Below are 17,466 nucleotides of genomic sequence, written 5' to 3' on the forward strand. Positions count from 1 at the left end.
CAAAAGGCGCATTTTACCCTGCAATGCAAAGCAAGGCTGCACGGTTTGTCCGATGCTATCCGAATGACTACCAGCTACCGGTATTCGGCATGGATACCCATGGCTCAACCGGTGCCAGTGCCTCGCCTTTTTGCAACAATTCGATCGAGATGCCATCCGGCGAGCGAACAAAGGCCATGCGTCCATCACGTGGTGGGCGGTTAATCAGGATGCCGCGATCCATCAAATGCTGGCAGTAGGCGTGAATATCATCCACTTCATAAGCCAAATGACCAAAGTTGCGGCCGCCGGTGTACACCTCCGGATCCCAGTTCCAGGTCAATTCCAGTTCTGCGTCAGGCTGGCCGGGGGCTGCCAGGTAAACCAGCGTAAAGCGACCGGCCTCATAATCTTTGCGACGCGTCAGTTCGAGGCCGAGTGCATCGCGATAGAACCGGATGGATGCATCCAGATCAGTGACTCGAACCATAGTATGCAGATAGCGCATGAAAATCTCCTGTCGGGCCACCATTCGGCAGATGGCCGGAAAAAGTACATGAAAGTGGCGTGGTTAGCTGCTTTACTGGGTAGATATGGTAAGGCTGAATGGTGAACTTGCAAGTCCTTCGAACAGAAAATTGTGTGGAAGCTATTGACGAATTGTGCAGGAGACTTATAATGCTCGTCTTCCCCGGGTCGTTAGCTCAGTCGGTAGAGCAGCGGACTTTTAATCCGTTGGTCGCAGGTTCGAGTCCCGCACGACCCACCAGGGAAACGGGTTGTTAGCTCAGTTGGTAGAGCAGCGGACTCTTAATCCGTAGGTCCACAGTTCGAATCTGTGACAACCCACAAATGCTAGATATGTGTATCTGATACACATATCCGGGGCGTTAGCTCAGTTGGTAGAGCAGCGGACTCTTAATCCGTAGGTCCACAGTTCGAATCTGTGACGCCCCACCAAATTTTAAAACCCGCAGATGAAAGTCTGCGGGTTTTTCATATCTATCGAATCGTGCAGGTAAATGAAGCTTACTTGTCTGACTGTATGATGCGATTTCAATAAAAAAGGAGGCGTATGCCTCCTCTTTTCATTCGGCAGACGTGTGCCGATGTCTGCCTTAGATGCGCAGTGTATCGATGGAGCCGCCATTTTCCAGATGATCGGCAACCCACTGTGGCTTGCGGCCACGACCGGTCCAGGTTTGTTCTGGATTGGCCGGGTTGCGGAATTGAGCTGCCACGGTGCCACGCTTGCTGCCGCGCTTGGCGGAAGTTTCGGTCACCAGATCTGCCAGTGTGAAGCCGCGCTCAGCTGCCAGACGTTGCAGTTCAGCCAGAGTTTGCTTGCGGTCTTCAACCTTGCGGCGCTCAACTTCGCGCTCGAGGTCTTTTTGCAGTTGGGCCAGTTGTGGCAGTGTGAAAGCAGAAAAATCAATCATCATTTATCTCCGATGGAGCCTGTGGGCATGGAATGAATACTGTCCAATTATTATTGGAATAAAGAATAATTTCAAGGGCAATATTGAATCTCTTTACTTCATATTTTTGTATTGAGTAAATCTGCCCTCTCTTGAAGACTATCAGCTTGAGGTTGAAAGTTCGCTTCCTGAAGGTTGATTGAGTACCAGATATGCCTTTTTCAGTTGAATATCGACTTCTCTCAGCTGTTGCACAATGGTCGATTCAATCTCTTCAAGTTCATTAATACGAGTTTCCAGTGTATCAGTTGCTTTGTGAATACGTTTGACACTTTCCAGTCGGCGACGCAGTTGAATCTGGTGTTCACGTACCTGAGTTTCCATGGGCGCCATCACTGCTTTTAACCAGTGATCAATATCGCGATTGGCAACTTCATAAACATGCAGGATACGGCTGGCAATTGTTTCGAAAAATTTGCTAGTCATGGTGTTCTGCGAGGTTGTCAGAATCGTACCCAGATTGTTGAAATGCTCATTGAAACTCTTTTCAAGACGAGCGATTTCTTTGTGATACTTGAGTGTCGAGAATGGAGGCGGGCTGCTATTGACCAAGCCGTGTTCCTCACTGAACCGACGATACATGCCAGCCATCATGGCTTGAATTTCAGCGACTTGCTCGGCAGATTTAGAAATATCGCCATTAATGTCGCGGAAGAACCGTTGCATTGCACCGGTAATACCAGTAGACAACTTGGCACGTTGCATATCGGTGCGTGCCTCGTTGATGCGCTTCTTTAGTCTATCTACTGATACGTGGCTGTACAGTGTATTGGTTTGCTGCGTAAACACACTCCGCAGGGCTTGAAAACGAACCATGCCTTTTTCAAAGTGCTGCTTTTCATCCTGAATTTTATCTAGCATTGATTCGATGACGTCACGGTTCTTGCCGCGCAGCGCGCCCAATTCTGTCAGTTGCTCGCGAATACTTGCATGGCGTGCGTCCAGAATGGCGCGCGTCGCCAGCGCAAGATCCTCTATTTCAGTTAATGTGTTATCGCGTACGATTTCCTGCTTTGCAGGGATCAATTCGTCAGATAACGCATACTCCAGCGCCATCAATCGGGTTCGGTCAAGTAAGGCCGCATCTTCATGAATTTTCGCATACAGTGCTTTTTGTGCAGATACTGGAAACACCTGATCCGAATGAATGCCAAGCAGGGTAGCGCTTTGGTTGGTCTGCTTGTCGATTTCGGCATTGATCTCGGATTCTGATTTCAGGCTATCCCACAAACCGTCGATTTTGTTCAATACCACGATGCGCCCACGTCGCGAGCCGGGGGCTCGGCTAATGTGATTGCGCCATACCTCTATGTCGGATTTGGTCACGCCGGTATCTGCGGCCAGAATGAACAAGATGGCGTGTGCATTGGGCAGCAGATTCAGGGTCAGCTCAGGTTCGGTACCAATTGCGTTCAGACCCGGGGTGTCCAGAATGACGAGACCCTTTTCCAGTAAAGGATGCGGGAAATTGATCACTGCATGGCGCCAGCACGGAATTTCGATTTTGCCATCGCGAATGGTGAGTTTGAGGTCTGGATCTTCATCATCGAACAGACCTAGAGAGCGCGCTTCGTCCAATGTAGCCCAACGGGTTTGACCGACTTCCTGAAAGGCTGCCTGCATGTCTTCTGCAGATTCGGTATTCAATGGCAGCGTATGCCACTCATCCGGGTAGCGGCGATATTCTGACGTAGTGGTATTGGTGGCCCGGGTTTCAATTGGCAGAAGCTGGATGCAGTTTGGGCGACTTGCGTCATATAACAGCTCTGTCGGGCACATCGTGGTGCGGCCGGCAGACGAGGGCAAAATACGCTGCCCATATTCAGCAAAGAAAATTGCGTTAATCAGCTCGGATTTGCCGCGTGAAAATTCCGCCACAAACGCAATGTTCAGTTTGTCTTCATGCAATTTGTCCAGCAAATGCTGAATACGCAGGCCGGTTTGTGCATCGTTGAGGTCTTGTTCTTGCAGCCAGCGCTGGAAATCACTGATTTGACGGATCAGTCCGCTACGCCAACGGCTATATGCTTCAAAGTCAGCGACCAGATGATTGTTGGACATGTGATTCTCCGGAAAGTCAGGTGCAGGTTGGGCGCCTGTCAGGTGTGCTTTGGCGGGGCAAATAATGATATGAATATTGCCCGTCCATGGACGATTGGTCTAAGGATAGCAATCTATCATATTGGATGCATCTAACAAGCTGTCATCCAGTCTCGATTGCTTCAGTGTTGGCACTTTTCGCACCAGAATGTATGTCTGCCGCCGAGGTGTTTGCTGATGATAGTGGTATTACATATATGGCAATTAAAGCCATTGCGCCCATAGACATTATATTCTTGCTGAAAATAGCCCGGTTTGCCTTTGGCATCCTGAAAGTCCCGCAATGTACTGCCCCCTGTTTCGATTGCGCGCTGTAATACTTGCCGAATGCTGCTAACGAGTCGTTCGACCTCATCTCGGCTGAGCGAGTGTGCCGGGCGTAAGGGCTGGATACGTGCCAGAAATAATGCCTCGTTGGCGTAGATATTGCCTACGCCGACGACAATTTCACCCTCCATGATCAGTTGTTTGATCGGGCGGGAAAACCTATGGCAGATTGCGGATAAGTAAGCTGCGTCAAACAGATCGCCTAGCGGCTCGGGACCAAGCTTGCTGAGCAGAGGATGAAGATGCTGAGGGGTGTCGGTCCATAATATCGCACCAAATCGCCGAGGATCGCGGTAGCGCAGGATGGACGTGCCGCCGTGCGCAGCTTTGAAAATCAGGTCTACGTGATCATGCTTTTCGATGGGTGTGTCATGCGTTACAAATCTAAAACTGCCCGACATACCCAGATGTAAAACGAGATATCCGTGGTCGAGTTCAATTAGAATATATTTTGCGCGGCGTTTGACGGCTAAAATGGTTCTGCCTTGCACCAGGGATGGAAAATGATCCGGTATTGGCCAGCGCAGGCGTGGATTGCGGACAATCGCGTCGAGAATCATTGCGCCTTCAATTTCCGGAGCAATGCCTCTGCGTGTAATTTCCACCTCGGGTAATTCAGGCATACCAGGCCACCCATTTGCTATATGTTATGAAAGGACTCAATTCGAGTCGCAGATTTCGGGAGAGGCGCCATGCAACTTCACCGCTTGAAACCAGTCTGCTACAACTATAACATGGCCCATCTGTCACGATTCCCGCTCTCTGGATACTTCATGCCGTCTATCTCAGCCTCTTCCAAGCGTCTTGTAGCGAGTGCATTGTCATGTGCGCTGGTTGCCTGTGCGTCGATCCCGGCGCCGAATGCGCGAGTGGCAGAGGTCGCTCGACCTGAGTCCGACAGGCAGGTGGATGCTTCGCCCGTCGAATCTGCAGCCGTGCCAAGCGATGCTGATCGCTACCCCAAGCAGGTGTTAACGCCAGAGTTTCTCTTCAGGTCATTGTTGGCGGATATTGCTGCGCAGAGGGGGGAGTTCGATTTCGCCACAGGTGTTTGGCTGGAAATGGCTCGCAGCAATCCCGATCCGCGAGTGGCGCAACGTGCGCTGGAAGTGGCTGCGGCGGGTGGTTATCTGAGCGCTGCAGCCGAAGCCGCGACAATCTGGCGGAAGCTGGATAGCACAACAATTGCACCCGTTCATGCGCATTTTACGTTGATGGCGAGGGCGGGGAAGTTTGAAGAGGCTCAGCAGGATGCTGATACCCTGCTGGCGATGCTGCCTGCAGAAAAGGGCACCATCATGCTGCAGGTATCGGCGCAACTGGCTCAGCTTTCGGATAAGGCGAAGGCGGTCGAGCAGGTGCGGTCTCTCGTTGAACGTCATCCGGGTACGGCCGAGGGATATCTATCGCTGGCAATAGTCGAGCATGCGAACGCACAGATTGCAGATGGGCTTGCCCATATTGATCAGGCACTGAATCTGCGCCCGAATTGGGAGTATGCGCAGATTGTAAAGGTGCGCATGATGGAGGGACGTCCTGCTGAGGAAATCGTCAGATTTGCTCAGTCCGCATTGAGTGCGCATCCGGACTCTTTTGAGTTGCGTAAGTCGCTAGCCAAGCAGCTGGTGAGTCAGAATAAATTTGCAGAGGCATTCAAGGAATACGAGGTAATCGGCACCAAGCAGCCGGAAGATGCTGAGGTGGCACTTGGCGCCGCGCTGTCGGCATTGCAACTACGCCGTTATGCGGATGCAGAACGTGCGCTGCTCCGTGCACAGACCTTGCCCGGGCCCAATGTAGTTGCTGTGCTCTACTACCTCGGTGTGTGCGCGGATGAGCTACGTCACGATCAGGATGCCGTGACGAGGCTGGGTGGTGTGCTATCCGGAGAGTTCTATTTACCTGCACGTATGCGCATGATCAAAATTGCCGTACGCAATCAGGATGTAGAGTCGATGAAGGCGGCCATTGCAGCTATGCCCGAAGGCAGCGATGATGAAAAAATCAGCAAAATCCAATTGGAGTCTCAGGCGTGGCGGGAGTTCAAGCAACCTGCGCAGTCTTTGGCTGTGCTGGATCGAGGCCTGATCGCCTTTCCGCAGCGGCCCGAATTGCTGTACGACAGATCGTTGCTGCTTGAGCAGGCCGGTCGAGTAGATGATGCCGAACGTGATCTGCGTGATTACCTTAAGCAGAAGCCTGACAATGCGGCGGCTTTGAATGCGCTGGGGTATACCCTAGCAAACCGTACCACTCGCCTGGCCGAGGCAGAGGAGTTAATCCGTCAAGCGCTGCAAAAAGAGCCAGATAATCCTGTTATTCTGGATAGCCTGGGCTGGGTACTGTATAAGCAAGGCAAGGCTCAGGATGCACTGGTGTGGCTGGAACGTGCCTTTAGCGCCATGCCCGACCCAGAGGTGGCTGCGCATTATGGTGAGGTGCTGTGGCGCAGCGGCAAGCAGTCAGATGCTGAAAAAGTCTGGTCGCGGGGGCGGGAGTTGAGTCCGAATGATCAGGTTTTACGTGAAACTGTTCAAAGATTAACTGGCAAGTGAAATATCGTATTCTGACGATTGTGCTGGCGGGTGTGCTCTCCGCCTGCGCAGTCAAGCCACCTTCATCCATGAGCATGCTTCCTCAGCGCTATACCGTCGATGGACGTGTGTCCGTGCATAAAGCGGGACAAAATGCGTTCCCTAGCAATTTCAGTTGGACACATGAGCTTAGCAATGATCGTGTAGATATCAGCAACGGTTTTGGGCAAGTGCTGGCGCGTATAGAAGTAACCCCTCATCACGCCGCATTCTTTGATGCGGAAGGTAAGGAACGTCGCGCAGAAGATATCGGCACCTTGTCCGAGCGCGAGCTTGGATGGGACATGCCTGCGCATGGTCTGAAATTCTGGCTGCTGGGTCTGGCCGATCCAGATCGTCCGGCCAGTTGGGAGGCGGGGGATACCCGTATCCTGCATCAGGATGGCTGGGATATCCGCTTTCCTGATGCGAAGGCTGGTGAAGCACCTTCCCGAATTTTCCTGAGTCGCCCGGGGCTCGATGTGCGTATTGCACTTTATAACTGGCAGCTTGGGCAGATATCTACTACCTCACCCGCGTCTTGATTCTGAACCGGTTACGCTGACCGGTTTGTTGATCGTCCCTCATTGTTTCTATATATGAAGCCTTATTTCGCTCCCGCCAAACTCAATTTGTTCCTGCACATCATTGGTCAGCGCGCTGATGGCTACCATTTGCTGCAAACGGTGTTCAGGTTGCTGGATCATGGGGATACCGTCTGGATCGAAGCGACTGGTGATGGTGAAATCATTCATGAGAACCCGCTACCCGGCGTGCCGGCCGAGTCTGATCTGATGGTGCGAGCGGCACGCCTGTTGCAATCTGCAACCGGTACGACGCGCGGATGTCGCTTGCGAATCGACAAGCGTCTGCCGATGGGTGGCGGTGTGGGGGGCGGGAGCTCCGACGCGGCCACTGTACTCAAGGCACTCAATACGCTGTGGGATATTCATATGCCCCTGAACGAGCTAATGAGCCTGGGGGTGCAACTCGGTGCGGATGTGCCCGTTTTCATCTTCGGGAAGGATGCGTTTGCCGAAGGTGTAGGTGAGCAATTGCAGGAAATAACGCTTCCAAATCAGGCATATATTGTATTGCGGCCTCCGGTTCACATCTCTACGCAAGAAATTTTTCGAGAAAAAAGCTTGACGCGCGATTCAAAGCCAGTCACAATAGCGGCCTTTCCTGACCTGCTGATGCAAGGCGAAACGCAGAAAGTTCTGCGGAACGATATGCAGGCGGTTGCGGTTGGGAAGTATCCGGTAGTTGGTGAGTATATTGAGTGGCTTGGCCAGTACGCACCAGCAATGATGACCGGTTCAGGTGCTTGTGTGTTTGCTGCATTTAATACGCGAGCTGAGGCTGATAAAGTATTCAGTCTAAAGCCTGAAAGCATGAGCGGTTTTGTCGCAGAGTGCTACAATGCAGGCAAGTTTGCAGGATTTGCTGATCAGTAGATTTGCAGGTTCTTAGGGGAGTCGCCAAGTTGGTTAAGGCATCGGATTTTGATTCCGACATGCGAAGGTTCGAATCCTTCTTCCCCTGCCAATTCGTTGTGGTCGGTATGGCCGGTCGCTTATAAAAGCAGAAAATAAAGCGTGTAATCCTGGTTACACGCTTTATTTTTTTATCAAGGATCGCAAAATGGCTTTCGACAGCTTGATGGTTTTCACAGGTAACGCCAACCCGGAACTGGCTGAAGCCGTTGTCAATCACCTGGATATTACGTTGGGACGCGCTGCAGTAGGTCGTTTCAGCGATGGTGAAGCGACAGTCGAGCTGCTTGAAAACGTGCGTGGTCGTGATGTGTTCGTGCTGCAGTCCACCTGCCAGCCAACCAACGACAACCTGATGGAAGTCCTGCTGATGGTAGATGCGCTGAAGCGCGCGTCGGCTGGCCGGATTACCGCTGCGATTCCTTATTTTGGCTATGCCCGCCAAGACCGCCGTCCGCGTTCTGCCCGTGTGCCGATTTCGGCCAAAGTGGTAGCCAACATGCTGCAAGCAGCTGGCGTTGACCGTCTGCTGACTGTTGACCTGCATGCTGACCAGATTCAGGGTTTCTTCGATATCCCGGTGGACAATATCTATGCCACACCGGTGCTGCTCGATGATGTCCGCACCAAGAATTACGAAGATCTGATGGTGGTGTCGCCTGACGTGGGTGGCGTACTGCGTGCACGTGCCATGGCCAAGCAACTGAACACCGAACTGGCCATCATCGACAAGCGTCGTCCCAAGGCCAATGTGGCTGAAGTGATGCACATCATCGGTGATGTGGAAGGCCGTACCTGTCTGATCATGGACGATATGGTCGATACCGCCAACACGCTGTGCAAGGCCGCTGCTGCGCTGAAGGCCAATGGTGCCAAGCGCGTGCTGGCTTATGCCACGCATCCGGTGCTGTCCGGTGGTGCGGTCGAGCGGATCGCCAGCAGCGATCTGGATGAGTTGGTGATTACCGACACCATCCCGCTGAGCGACGAAGCCCGCGCCAGCAACCGTATCCGTGTGGTGCCGATTGGTCCGCTGATTGCCGAGACCCTGCGCCGCATCAACAACGAAGAGTCGGTATCGACCCTGTTTGTTGACTAAAGATTTCCAGATCCCGCATGTTGCGGGATTTGCATAGCATGCCATCTGGTCGCGGATGGCATGTTTTTTAACTGTGGAGTAGTAAACATGTCGATCGAAGTTATCGCAAAGACCCGTACCTTGCAGGGCACCGGAGCGAGCCGCCGCCTGCGTAAGGATGGTGTCACACCTGGTATCGTTTACGGCGCAGGCCAAGGCCCTGTGTCCATCGAACTGAACCACAAGGATCTGTACCACGCCATGCAAAAGGAAGAGTTTCACGCTTCCGTGCTGAGCCTGGTTGTGGATGGCAAGGCCGAGCCAGTTCTGCTGCGCGATGCCCAATACCACCCATGGAAGCAAATCGTTCTGCACGTTGATTTCCAGCGTGTTGACCCGAACGCCAAGCTGCACATCCGCGTGCCGTTCCACTTCCTGAACGAAGACAATGCTGTTGGCGTGAAGACCGGTGGTGGCAAGATCTCCCACGTGACCGTTGACGCTGAAATCAGCTGCCTGCCGGGCAAGCTGCCGAAGTTCATCGAAGTGGATGTGCTGAATCTGGAAGCCGGTCACTCGGTTCACCTGAGCGACATCAAGCTGCCGGAAGGCGTTGAATTCGTGGCTCTGGCTCACGGCGACAATGCTACCGTTGTGTCGATCATCGCTCCGAAGGGCGCTGCTGCCTAATTATCTGTCTCGGCCAAGGCCGGAATAGATGAACAGCTAGCTGATCATACGGCCCGCCAACGCGGGCCGTTTTTGCGTATGTGCTGCATGCACTGCATATAGGACATGCGCAGGTTGAAAATATCGTGAGTGAAACCAAGCAAGCGGGTGGCGTAAAGCCGATCCGTCTCATTATTGGTCTGGGAAATCCCGGGGCCGAATATGCCGATACCCGTCACAATGCCGGATTCTGGTGGGTAGATGCACTCGCCCACGATCTGGGGGTGCAGCTGAGGCCGGAGGGGAAATTCTTCGGGTCGGTGGCGCGGGCCAATGTAGATGGGCAAGAGCTCTGGTTGCTGCAGCCAGCTACTTTTATGAACCTGTCTGGCAAGGCAGTTGCCGCGCTCGCTCGGTTTTACAAGATTTTGCCGGATGAGATGCTGGTCGTTCATGATGAGCTTGACCTCCTCCCCGGTGATGTCAAACTCAAGCAGGGCGGTGGCCATGCTGGCCACAATGGCCTGAAAGATATTCATGCGATGCTGGGTACGCCCGCCTTCTGGCGTTTGCGTCTGGGCATCGGTCATCCGCGCACCCTCAAGCTCAATCAGCCGGTTGCCGATTTTGTGCTGAACCGGCCACGCGCGGAAGAGGAAAAGCAGATACATGGAGCGATTGATCATTCACTGGCAGCGCTGTCATGGTTGCTCAAGGGTGAGATGAATCGCGCCACGATGAAGATCAACGCCAAACCTGCGTGATCTTCATCCCCTGAATTCGGGCATGGCCTCACGGCAATGTCCATACTGATTGCACTGCAAGGTGCGGAAGGAAATGCCATGAGCCTGAAATGCGGTATCGTCGGTTTGCCCAATGTTGGCAAGTCCACCCTGTTCAATGCCCTGACCAAAGCGGGTATTGCTGCTGAAAACTACCCGTTCTGCACCATCGAACCCAATGTCGGTATCGTGGAAGTGCCGGATGCGCGCCTGCAGCAGCTGTCTGCCATTATCAATCCGCAAAAGATTCAGCCTGCGATTGTCGAGTTTGTGGACATTGCCGGTCTGGTGGCAGGTGCCAGCAAGGGCGAAGGTCTGGGTAACCAGTTCCTGGCCAATATCCGCGAAACCGACGCCATCGTGAACGTGGTGCGCTGTTTTGACGATCCGAATGTGATTCACGTGGCAGGTCGTGTCGATCCGCTGGCTGACATCGAAGTCATCGTCACCGAACTGGCACTGGCTGATATGAATGCCGTAGAAAAGGCCATGCAACGTGAAGGCAAGAAGGCCAAGTCTGGCGATAAGGAAGCACAAAAGCTGGTGGCGGTATGTGAAAAGCTGTTGCCGCATCTGAATGAAGGCAATCCTGCTCGCACGCTGAAACTGAGTGAAGAAGACCGGGCGACGATCAAGCCGCTGTGCCTGATGACGATCAAGCCGGCCATGTATGTGGGCAATGTGCTGGAAGATGGCTTCGAGAACAACCCGCATCTGGATGCACTGCGCGCCCATGCTGCCGCTGAGGGTGCGCCTGTGGTCGCCGTCTGTGCCAAGATCGAAGCCGAACTCGCTGATCTGGATGATGACGACAAGGCCGCCTTCCTGTCCGAACTGGGCCTGACCGAGCCGGGTCTGAATCGCCTGATTCGCGCTGGTTACGATTTGCTGGGTCTGCAGACCTACTTCACCGCCGGTGTGAAGGAAGTGCGCGCGTGGACGATCCACAAGGGCGACACTGCGCCTCAGGCTGCTGGCGTCATTCATACCGACTTTGAACGCGGATTTATTCGCGCCCAGACCATCGCCTTTGATGATTTCATCACTTACAAGGGTGAACAGGGCGCCAAGGAAGCGGGCAAGATGCGCGCCGAAGGTAAGGAATATGTGGTGAAGGATGGTGACGTGATGAACTTCCTGTTCAACGTCTAATCACCAGACCTATCTCCTCATATGGGGAGAGCGAAACTAAAGATGGACGAGGGCAGATCAGCCTTCGTCCATTTTCTTGGGCATATATCGCAACCTGCCCTGGCTGGGGTGGTCGGCGATCAGTCAGCATATTCGATGCTGTATGAGAAAAGGTGTCTATGGGGCTCTATTTACCTACATCTGCTTGAATAAATGCGCAAACGCTCGGCTTACGGTCAGTGTTTCCTGACGATCACGCAGGTGAACGATGGGTTGATCCCGATGATCTCGCCCGACTCGTGCAATCTTGTTAATGTTCACGATTGTTGCCCGATGGATCTGCCAGAAGGTGTCAGCGCACAAGGTATCAACAAGTTCCTTAATGGGCTTTTTGATGGTGAGCGATTGTGTGGCTGTGACCACTTTGGTGAACTTGTCTTCTGATTGAAAGTAAATCACGTCGTCGATGGCGACCAAGTGCAGGTCTTCTCCTGACAGGCCCTTAATCCATCGTAGTGGCTCGACGGCCTTGCTATTGTTGCCTGCCTGTTTGGGCTGACCGAGCAAGGTAAACAGCTGTTCGAGTTCGGGGGTAATCTGGGCAGGCTTTTGTGTGCGTTCTTTCAGTCGTTCTACGGTTTCGGCGAGTCGGGCTACCGTGACTGGCTTCATGACGTAGTCGATCGCACCCTGGTTAAATGCCTCAACGGCGGAGTCATCGAATGCCGTCACGAATACGACCTGTGCACGCCGGGCTATGCTACGCGCAGCATCAATACCAGACATGACAGGCATCTTGATATCCAGAAACACAATGTCAGGTTGCCAGGTCTCAAAAAGCGATACGGCCTCGGCACCATTACCAGCCTCTGCAATGACACGCAGCTCGGGCCATACTTGAGATAGTCTGAGCTTAAGCATATCCCGCAAAAGCGGTTCATCATCTGCTATCAGCGCCCGGATGGTGTTCGTGTCGCGCATGGTTATTCATCCGTTGGCAGGGTAAGTGTCGCAATGGCACCGGGAGATGCTGCACGCAGATTCAGGCATGCATCCCGCCCATATAGTGCATCCAGACGTTCGCGGATATTCATCAAGCCTACTCCTTGTCCTGGTGTGGGGGACAGCCCACATCCAGTGTCCCGCACCTCAATCACAAGCTGTCTACCATCTAATTTCGCCTGAATCATGATCTCCCCCCCCAGTTCCGAGGGCTCAATGCCATGTTTAACGGCATTCTCAACCAGGGATAGCAGCATCATCGGTGGCATGCTGGTATTGAGGAGTTGCTCCGGGACATCAAACGCATATCGCATCCGGTCTCCCATGCGCATTTGAATAATCGCCAGATAGGATGAGGTCAGGCGAATCTCCCTGCCCAGCGTCGTTTCCTGCTCCCGCAACTGTGGAATGGACGCCCGCAGGTAGGCGGTCAAATGCTCCAGCATGATTGCGGCTGCTGGCGGGTTTGTCTCGACAAGGAATTGTACATTTGACAGCGTATTAAACAGAAAGTGCGGTTCAACCTGCGCCTGCATCATGCGCAGCTCTGCAGCAATGGCTTGTCTGGATAATTGCAACTTTTCCGCTGCAGACGCATGCAATGCTTGCAGGTGGATGCGTTCGCGCAATTGTCCGACAAACATCGCTGATACGAATAACCCGTGAAACCCGGTGAACAAGGCGGCAACCATCAAGCCCGATGCACCTGAAAAATAATGATTGGCGGAATAGAGTCCGGATCCAATCTTAATGGCCACATTCACGGCCATTCCGGTAATCGTGCCCATAATGACTGCGACGATCAGTGGCCACCAGGGACGATTTGCTCGCCAGGGTCTAAAGCAGGAAACCCAGAGTGCAATTGCAAAGCCGGTTGCTTGTGCCGAGATCAGAGGGTAAATAAAGGGGCGAGGATCTTCCAGTGCTTCCAGGCCTGCGACGCACATATTAAGTGCACATACCAGCAACCATAAGTACCAAGGCACATTCAGTGCGTGGCGAAGGCTAAACTGCGGGGTATCAGCACCCGATTGCTTGGGGAGGGGTTTCAACATCAGCATGCCGATACTTTACGCGTGAGTGACCGTCTCGCAAAAGTGCAGTCGCTAAAAAGTATCGAATCGCTCTATGCGCATCAATGACAATGTCCCCGTTGCCGGGGACATCTGGGTGGGATGCACGTATAGTGCAGGACGCGACCGGGGTTTCTGGAGACTAGAACAACCCCTGCAAGGAAACGGATAACAACTTGGAATCACCCCAGAATGGATAGGGATAAGTCGACTTTTCCTTGGAAATATCGTACTGCACCTTGAGCGCGGTGTTCTTGTAGAAGTCCCAGCGCAGTGCGAGGCTGGTTGTTGTCCGACCCTCGGCAGGTACGCCGGGCAGCGGGTCGGTCATATAGTGAGACTGCGTAATCATGGGCGTGTAGTCGCCGAACTTGTACCCGACGCCAAGCAGATAGTAACGATAGATGTTTTGTACCTGATCGAGATTCTTCTGATAGAACTTGTCGATTTCAGCGCGCACAATCCAGTTCTTGTAATCTACATTGGCTGCAAGGCCCATGATGCGGGTAAATTGATTGTCCAGCCAGACTGTCTGCGTGTTGTCCGGGTTATGGGTCGTTGTCGTGGCTCGGTGTGTCATCAGCATGCCCCGGATCTCAACCACGCCATTACTCACGTTTACCCACGCACCCGTGATCTTTTTCCACTCTTCGTCGGTAGGGTAGTAATAGTAGGTTTGCGTATCGTAGGCGTTGTTTTCATCCTTGAAGTTGCCGTGCCATGCACTGGCCGCAACCGTCCAGCCGGAACTGTCGAACGAATGCTCCCAGGATGCATTCACACCGTCATAAGTAAAAATGGGCCAGCCATAGACATCCGGCGCAGGGCGAACCCACGGATAGGCATAGCCAATGTACAGGTAGTCACTGTAGTAGTAGAGCGGAATGCGCTTACGACCGGCCTGCAATGTCCACTCAGAGTCTTCATCTGGTTTCCACGATACATAAGCCCAATCTACGGTAGGTGTGTAACTCTTGTGCGCCGTGTTATGCGAGCGTGAAATCAGCTGGGCAGTGGCAGAAAACGTTTCGCTGAATTTCTTTTTAAACTGAACGCCAACTAGTGATTCCTGATCAAATTGCCAGCTTTTGTCTTTCTCGTAGACGCCTATGTATTCCCAGTTCTGCATGGTGCAGGGGCAGTTCCAGTTTTGATATTGCCAAGTATCGCCAAAGCTTGATGTGCCACTCAACACCTTGGCCCCAGTCAACTGATAGAAACCCGTCATGGTCAAGCTGCCGCTGTCATCCAGGTTGATCGCTGAAGCATGTGAAGCGAATGCCAGGGCAAGGGCGGAAATGAGGTATTTATTCATGAGGACGCTCCTTAGTATCCCGATCACTCGCTGTACACAACGATCACACTTGCATCAACGACCGATTTGTCCACATAGCCGATGGTGTTGGGGTTGCTGGAAACGATCTTTTTGACGTCAGCATCCCCACCGACTTCCTTCGGTGGATCGCCCTTGCCCGTAAAAACCATTTTCGACCAATAAGCTTTCAGTTGTGCATCATCCTTGCCCGTGACCTTCTGTAAGAAGGCAGATCTAGATGCTTTGCCTTCCGCCTGATTGAGGGGGATGAGCGCAGTACCGTCAGGCAGGGAAACCTTCTTCCCAATGAATGCGTTCGCGACCTGATCGGCATTCAGCTTCAAACCGGCTTGTTTGGGGTTGGCAATAACAACCACGTCGGCATGGACGCTGACGTAAGTCATCATGGCGAGTAGTAAGAAGCGCATGCCAGATCTCCTTGATGGTGAGGTACCACGTTCCTGAATTATGGATAGACCTTAATTCTTGAAGAGACGATCAATCGTGACGGGCGGCAACTACCTGTTGCATCCGAGAAACAGGCCATGATTGGGTGCACGTCCCCAAAGCGGTACACTCGCGCCCTTGAATATCCAGACGATGGAAATAATATCTGTATGCAAATTCAGTCATCCGATACACAGGGCGCCACAACCATAGAAGGCAAGACCCTGTTCGGTCACCCGCTAGGTCTGTATGTCTGCTTCCTGACCGAAATGTGGGAGCGTTTCTCTTTCTATGGCATGAAGGCACTCCTTCTGCTGTATCTCACCAAATACCACTTATTCACCGATGAGCACGGGCTCGATCTAATCGGCGCATATGGTGGCTTGGTCTATGCGATTCCAGTGATCGGCGGCTTGCTTGCAGATCGCTACCTTGGGATGCGCAAGGCAGTTGTCTTCGGTGGCATCCTGCTGGTTTGCGGTCATCTGGGTATGGCCATTGAAGGGCATCAGGCATCACTTGTGAATGGCGTAGTGCATCGTGATGAGGGGGCGTTGCAGGTGTTCTACTTCTCGCTGGCGCTCATCATCATGGGTGTTGGCTTTCTCAAACCCAATATTTCCACCATTGTTGGAAAGCTATATCCGGATAATGATTCCCGCCGTGATTCCGGATTCACCATTTTCTATGCAGGGATCAACCTCGGCGCCTTCCTGTCATCGCTGTTCTGCGGATGGCTGGGCGAAACCTATGGCTGGCGCTACGGTTTTGGCGCGGCAGGTATTGGCATGATTGCAGGGTTGATTATCTTCCTGCTGGGGCAGAAGCACTTTCATGGATATGCGGAACCCGCCCATCCAGAGCGACTCCACGAGAAAGTGTTTGGCATTCGTCGCGAATGGCTGATCTATGCCGGTGCATTGGCAGGTGTGGCAATTGTATGGGGGCTGATCCAGGGGCACTCACTGTTCCTTAAGCTGATTCCGGGCGTGTTTGAGCCGAGCCCAGTGGTGCTGAGCATGCATCTGGTGACAGCCGGATTGCTGACCGGTGTGGGTTGGTTTATCTTCAAGCGCTGCAACAAAGTCGAGCGCGAGCAGATGTTCGCCGTCCTGTCCTTTATCCTCTTTTGTCTTGTGTTCTTCGTACTCTACGAGCAAACCTATGGATCATGGCTGCTGTTCTCTGATCGTGTGATGAATCGTCAGGCATTCGGGGTGAACTGGACTGCAGGCCAACTCACCGCGCTTGGTGCATTATTTATCTTTGCGCTGTCGCCGGTCTTCGCCTGGCTGTGGCCGCAACTCGAGAAGCGCGGTATCAATCCGAGCAAGCCGGCTAAGTCAGCATTGGGCTTATTTTTCGCCGGGCTCTCCTTTATGGCGCTTTCATGGAGCGCCAATCATCCTGAGGCCAACGGGTTGGCAGGATTCTGGTGGTTTGTACTTGCCTATTTTGTACTCGAGATCGGTGAAATGCTACTATCCCCAATCGGATTGGCAGCCGTTACCCAGTTGTCGGTGCCAAGTGTCGTCAGTGTAATGATGGGAGGCTGGTTCCTCGGAACATCTTACTCCGAGGTGCTGGCGGCAGCGTTGGGTAAGCTGTCGGCTATCGACATTCCTGAGGGGGCTGCACTCAATGTTGCCGAAGCCTTGAGCAAATATGATCAGCTCTTCACCTTCTCCACCAAAATTGGCGTAGGCGCAGCGGTAGTTGTGCTCTGTATGAGCCCGCTGATCAAGAAATGGATGCATGGTGTGAAGTAAGCGCGCTCTGTATCGATCGAAATGCCGCTCATCTATCAGATAGGCGGCATTTTTCATTTCATTTAAAACAACGACTTATGTAATTAGTCCGCAAAATCTTCACTCAAGGTGTTGACTGGTTTTTAAAAGCCACGTATAGTTCGGCCTCTCGCTGAACGCGACGCAGCAAACGAAACGAATGCAGCGAAGCGAAAAAATCAGCACCGCTCTTTAACAAGATACAACCGATAAGCGTAGGCGCTTGGTG

The 17,466-nt window shown here is 52.9% G+C and carries 16 protein-coding genes and 4 tRNA genes; 12 read left to right on the top strand and 8 right to left on the bottom strand.

Translation table 11 applies throughout. The annotated features are described in order from the left end of the window. Positions 1-67: 67 nt before the first annotated feature. Entirely contained in the window at positions 68-487 is a 420-nt protein-coding gene (locus KSF73_08370; GenBank protein ID MBV1775733.1) for a VOC family protein, read from the bottom strand. Positions 488-672: 185 nt separating this feature from the next. Between KSF73_08370 and KSF73_08375 the strand changes: the two genes are divergently transcribed. From KSF73_08375 to KSF73_08385, 3 genes are all read left to right on the top strand, one after another. Beyond that, positions 673-748 (top strand) — tRNA-Lys (locus KSF73_08375). Positions 749-755: 7 nt separating this feature from the next. After that, positions 756-828: transfer RNA gene (locus KSF73_08380), tRNA-Lys, on the top strand. 35 nt (positions 829-863) lie between these two features. After that, positions 864-939, top strand: a tRNA-Lys gene (locus tag KSF73_08385). A gap of 158 nt (positions 940-1,097) precedes the next feature. Here KSF73_08385 and KSF73_08390 read toward each other — a convergent pair. The 3 genes from KSF73_08390 to mutM form a co-directional block, all read right to left on the bottom strand. Further along, entirely contained in the window at positions 1,098-1,418 is a 321-nt protein-coding gene (locus tag KSF73_08390) for an H-NS histone family protein (GenBank protein MBV1775734.1), read from the bottom strand. Positions 1,419-1,559: 141 nt separating this feature from the next. Continuing rightward, a complete protein-coding gene (locus tag KSF73_08395) occupies positions 1,560-3,518 on the bottom strand; it encodes a dynamin family protein (GenBank protein ID MBV1775735.1) in 1,959 nt (652 codons plus the stop codon). Between the two features lie 161 nt (positions 3,519-3,679). Beyond that, positions 3,680-4,507: a bifunctional DNA-formamidopyrimidine glycosylase/DNA-(apurinic or apyrimidinic site) lyase gene (gene mutM / locus KSF73_08400; protein MBV1775736.1), complete on the bottom strand. Its 828-nt coding sequence runs from the start codon at positions 4,505-4,507 to the stop codon at positions 3,680-3,682. 69 nt (positions 4,508-4,576) lie between these two features. Between mutM and KSF73_08405 the strand changes: the two genes are divergently transcribed. From KSF73_08405 to ychF, 8 genes are all read left to right on the top strand, one after another. Further along, positions 4,577-6,439, top strand: a complete 1,863-nt coding sequence (locus KSF73_08405; GenBank protein ID MBV1775737.1) for a tetratricopeptide repeat protein — start codon at positions 4,577-4,579, stop codon at positions 6,437-6,439. Further along, entirely contained in the window at positions 6,436-7,002 is a 567-nt protein-coding gene (locus tag KSF73_08410; GenBank protein MBV1775738.1) for an outer membrane lipoprotein LolB, read from the top strand. Before KSF73_08405 ends, KSF73_08410 begins: the two co-directional genes overlap by 4 nt. A 54-nt stretch (positions 7,003-7,056) precedes the next feature. After that, positions 7,057-7,914 carry a 4-(cytidine 5'-diphospho)-2-C-methyl-D-erythritol kinase gene (gene ispE / locus KSF73_08415; GenBank protein MBV1775739.1) on the top strand — a complete coding sequence of 286 codons (858 nt, stop codon included), beginning with the start codon at positions 7,057-7,059 and terminating at the stop codon, positions 7,912-7,914. 14 nt (positions 7,915-7,928) lie between these two features. Beyond that, positions 7,929-8,005: transfer RNA gene (locus KSF73_08420), tRNA-Gln, on the top strand. 114 nt (positions 8,006-8,119) lie between these two features. Further along, positions 8,120-9,052, top strand: a complete 933-nt coding sequence (locus tag KSF73_08425; protein ID MBV1775740.1) for a ribose-phosphate pyrophosphokinase — start codon at positions 8,120-8,122, stop codon at positions 9,050-9,052. Between the two features lie 93 nt (positions 9,053-9,145). Beyond that, positions 9,146-9,721, top strand: coding sequence for a 50S ribosomal protein L25/general stress protein Ctc (locus KSF73_08430; protein ID MBV1775741.1), 576 nt, complete (start codon positions 9,146-9,148; stop codon positions 9,719-9,721). Between the two features lie 125 nt (positions 9,722-9,846). Continuing rightward, the gene (gene pth, locus KSF73_08435; protein MBV1775742.1) at positions 9,847-10,464 is read left to right on the top strand and encodes an aminoacyl-tRNA hydrolase; all 618 of its coding nucleotides are present in this window, start codon (positions 9,847-9,849) and stop codon (positions 10,462-10,464) included. Between the two features lie 78 nt (positions 10,465-10,542). After that, positions 10,543-11,634, top strand: a complete 1,092-nt coding sequence (ychF, locus tag KSF73_08440; protein ID MBV1775743.1) for a redox-regulated ATPase YchF — start codon at positions 10,543-10,545, stop codon at positions 11,632-11,634. Positions 11,635-11,808: 174 nt separating this feature from the next. Here the strand turns inward: ychF and KSF73_08445 are convergent, their stop codons facing one another. From KSF73_08445 to KSF73_08460, 4 genes are all read right to left on the bottom strand, one after another. Next, the gene (locus KSF73_08445; protein ID MBV1775744.1) at positions 11,809-12,594 is read right to left on the bottom strand and encodes a LytTR family DNA-binding domain-containing protein; all 786 of its coding nucleotides are present in this window, start codon (positions 12,592-12,594) and stop codon (positions 11,809-11,811) included. Positions 12,595-12,596: 2 nt separating this feature from the next. Beyond that, positions 12,597-13,670 (bottom strand): histidine kinase, encoded by a 1,074-nt coding sequence (locus KSF73_08450; GenBank protein MBV1775745.1) that lies wholly within the window; start codon positions 13,668-13,670, stop codon positions 12,597-12,599. 160 nt (positions 13,671-13,830) lie between these two features. Beyond that, positions 13,831-15,003 carry a hypothetical protein gene (locus tag KSF73_08455; GenBank protein MBV1775746.1) on the bottom strand — a complete coding sequence of 391 codons (1,173 nt, stop codon included), beginning with the start codon at positions 15,001-15,003 and terminating at the stop codon, positions 13,831-13,833. Between the two features lie 23 nt (positions 15,004-15,026). Continuing rightward, positions 15,027-15,431: a hypothetical protein gene (locus tag KSF73_08460; protein MBV1775747.1), complete on the bottom strand. Its 405-nt coding sequence runs from the start codon at positions 15,429-15,431 to the stop codon at positions 15,027-15,029. Positions 15,432-15,620: 189 nt separating this feature from the next. Here KSF73_08460 and KSF73_08465 point away from each other — a divergent pair, with 189 nt between their 5' ends. Continuing rightward, positions 15,621-17,219 (top strand): oligopeptide:H+ symporter, encoded by a 1,599-nt coding sequence (locus KSF73_08465; protein ID MBV1775748.1) that lies wholly within the window; start codon positions 15,621-15,623, stop codon positions 17,217-17,219. Positions 17,220-17,466 lie beyond the last annotated feature (247 nt).

Source organism: Burkholderiaceae bacterium DAT-1 (assembly GCA_019084025.1).
Lineage (GTDB): Bacteria > Pseudomonadota > Gammaproteobacteria > Burkholderiales > Chitinimonadaceae > DAT-1.

Coding starts and splice junctions, on each gene's coding strand:
- KSF73_08370 (MBV1775733.1), bottom strand. CDS start 487: ATGCGCTATCTGCATACTATGGTTCGAGTCACTGATCTGGATGCATCC.
- KSF73_08390 (MBV1775734.1), bottom strand. CDS start 1,418: ATGATTGATTTTTCTGCTTTCACACTGCCACAACTGGCCCAACTGCAA.
- KSF73_08395 (MBV1775735.1), bottom strand. CDS start 3,518: ATGTCCAACAATCATCTGGTCGCTGACTTTGAAGCATATAGCCGTTGG.
- mutM (MBV1775736.1), bottom strand. CDS start 4,507: ATGCCTGAATTACCCGAGGTGGAAATTACACGCAGAGGCATTGCTCCG.
- KSF73_08405 (MBV1775737.1), top strand. CDS start 4,577: ATGCAACTTCACCGCTTGAAACCAGTCTGCTACAACTATAACATGGCC.
- ispE (MBV1775739.1), top strand. CDS start 7,057: ATGAAGCCTTATTTCGCTCCCGCCAAACTCAATTTGTTCCTGCACATC.
- KSF73_08425 (MBV1775740.1), top strand. CDS start 8,120: ATGGTTTTCACAGGTAACGCCAACCCGGAACTGGCTGAAGCCGTTGTC.
- ychF (MBV1775743.1), top strand. CDS start 10,543: ATGAGCCTGAAATGCGGTATCGTCGGTTTGCCCAATGTTGGCAAGTCC.
- KSF73_08445 (MBV1775744.1), bottom strand. CDS start 12,594: ATGCGCGACACGAACACCATCCGGGCGCTGATAGCAGATGATGAACCG.
- KSF73_08450 (MBV1775745.1), bottom strand. CDS start 13,670: ATGTTGAAACCCCTCCCCAAGCAATCGGGTGCTGATACCCCGCAGTTT.
- KSF73_08455 (MBV1775746.1), bottom strand. CDS start 15,003: ATGAATAAATACCTCATTTCCGCCCTTGCCCTGGCATTCGCTTCACAT.
- KSF73_08460 (MBV1775747.1), bottom strand. CDS start 15,431: ATGCGCTTCTTACTACTCGCCATGATGACTTACGTCAGCGTCCATGCC.
- KSF73_08465 (MBV1775748.1), top strand. CDS start 15,621: ATGCAAATTCAGTCATCCGATACACAGGGCGCCACAACCATAGAAGGC.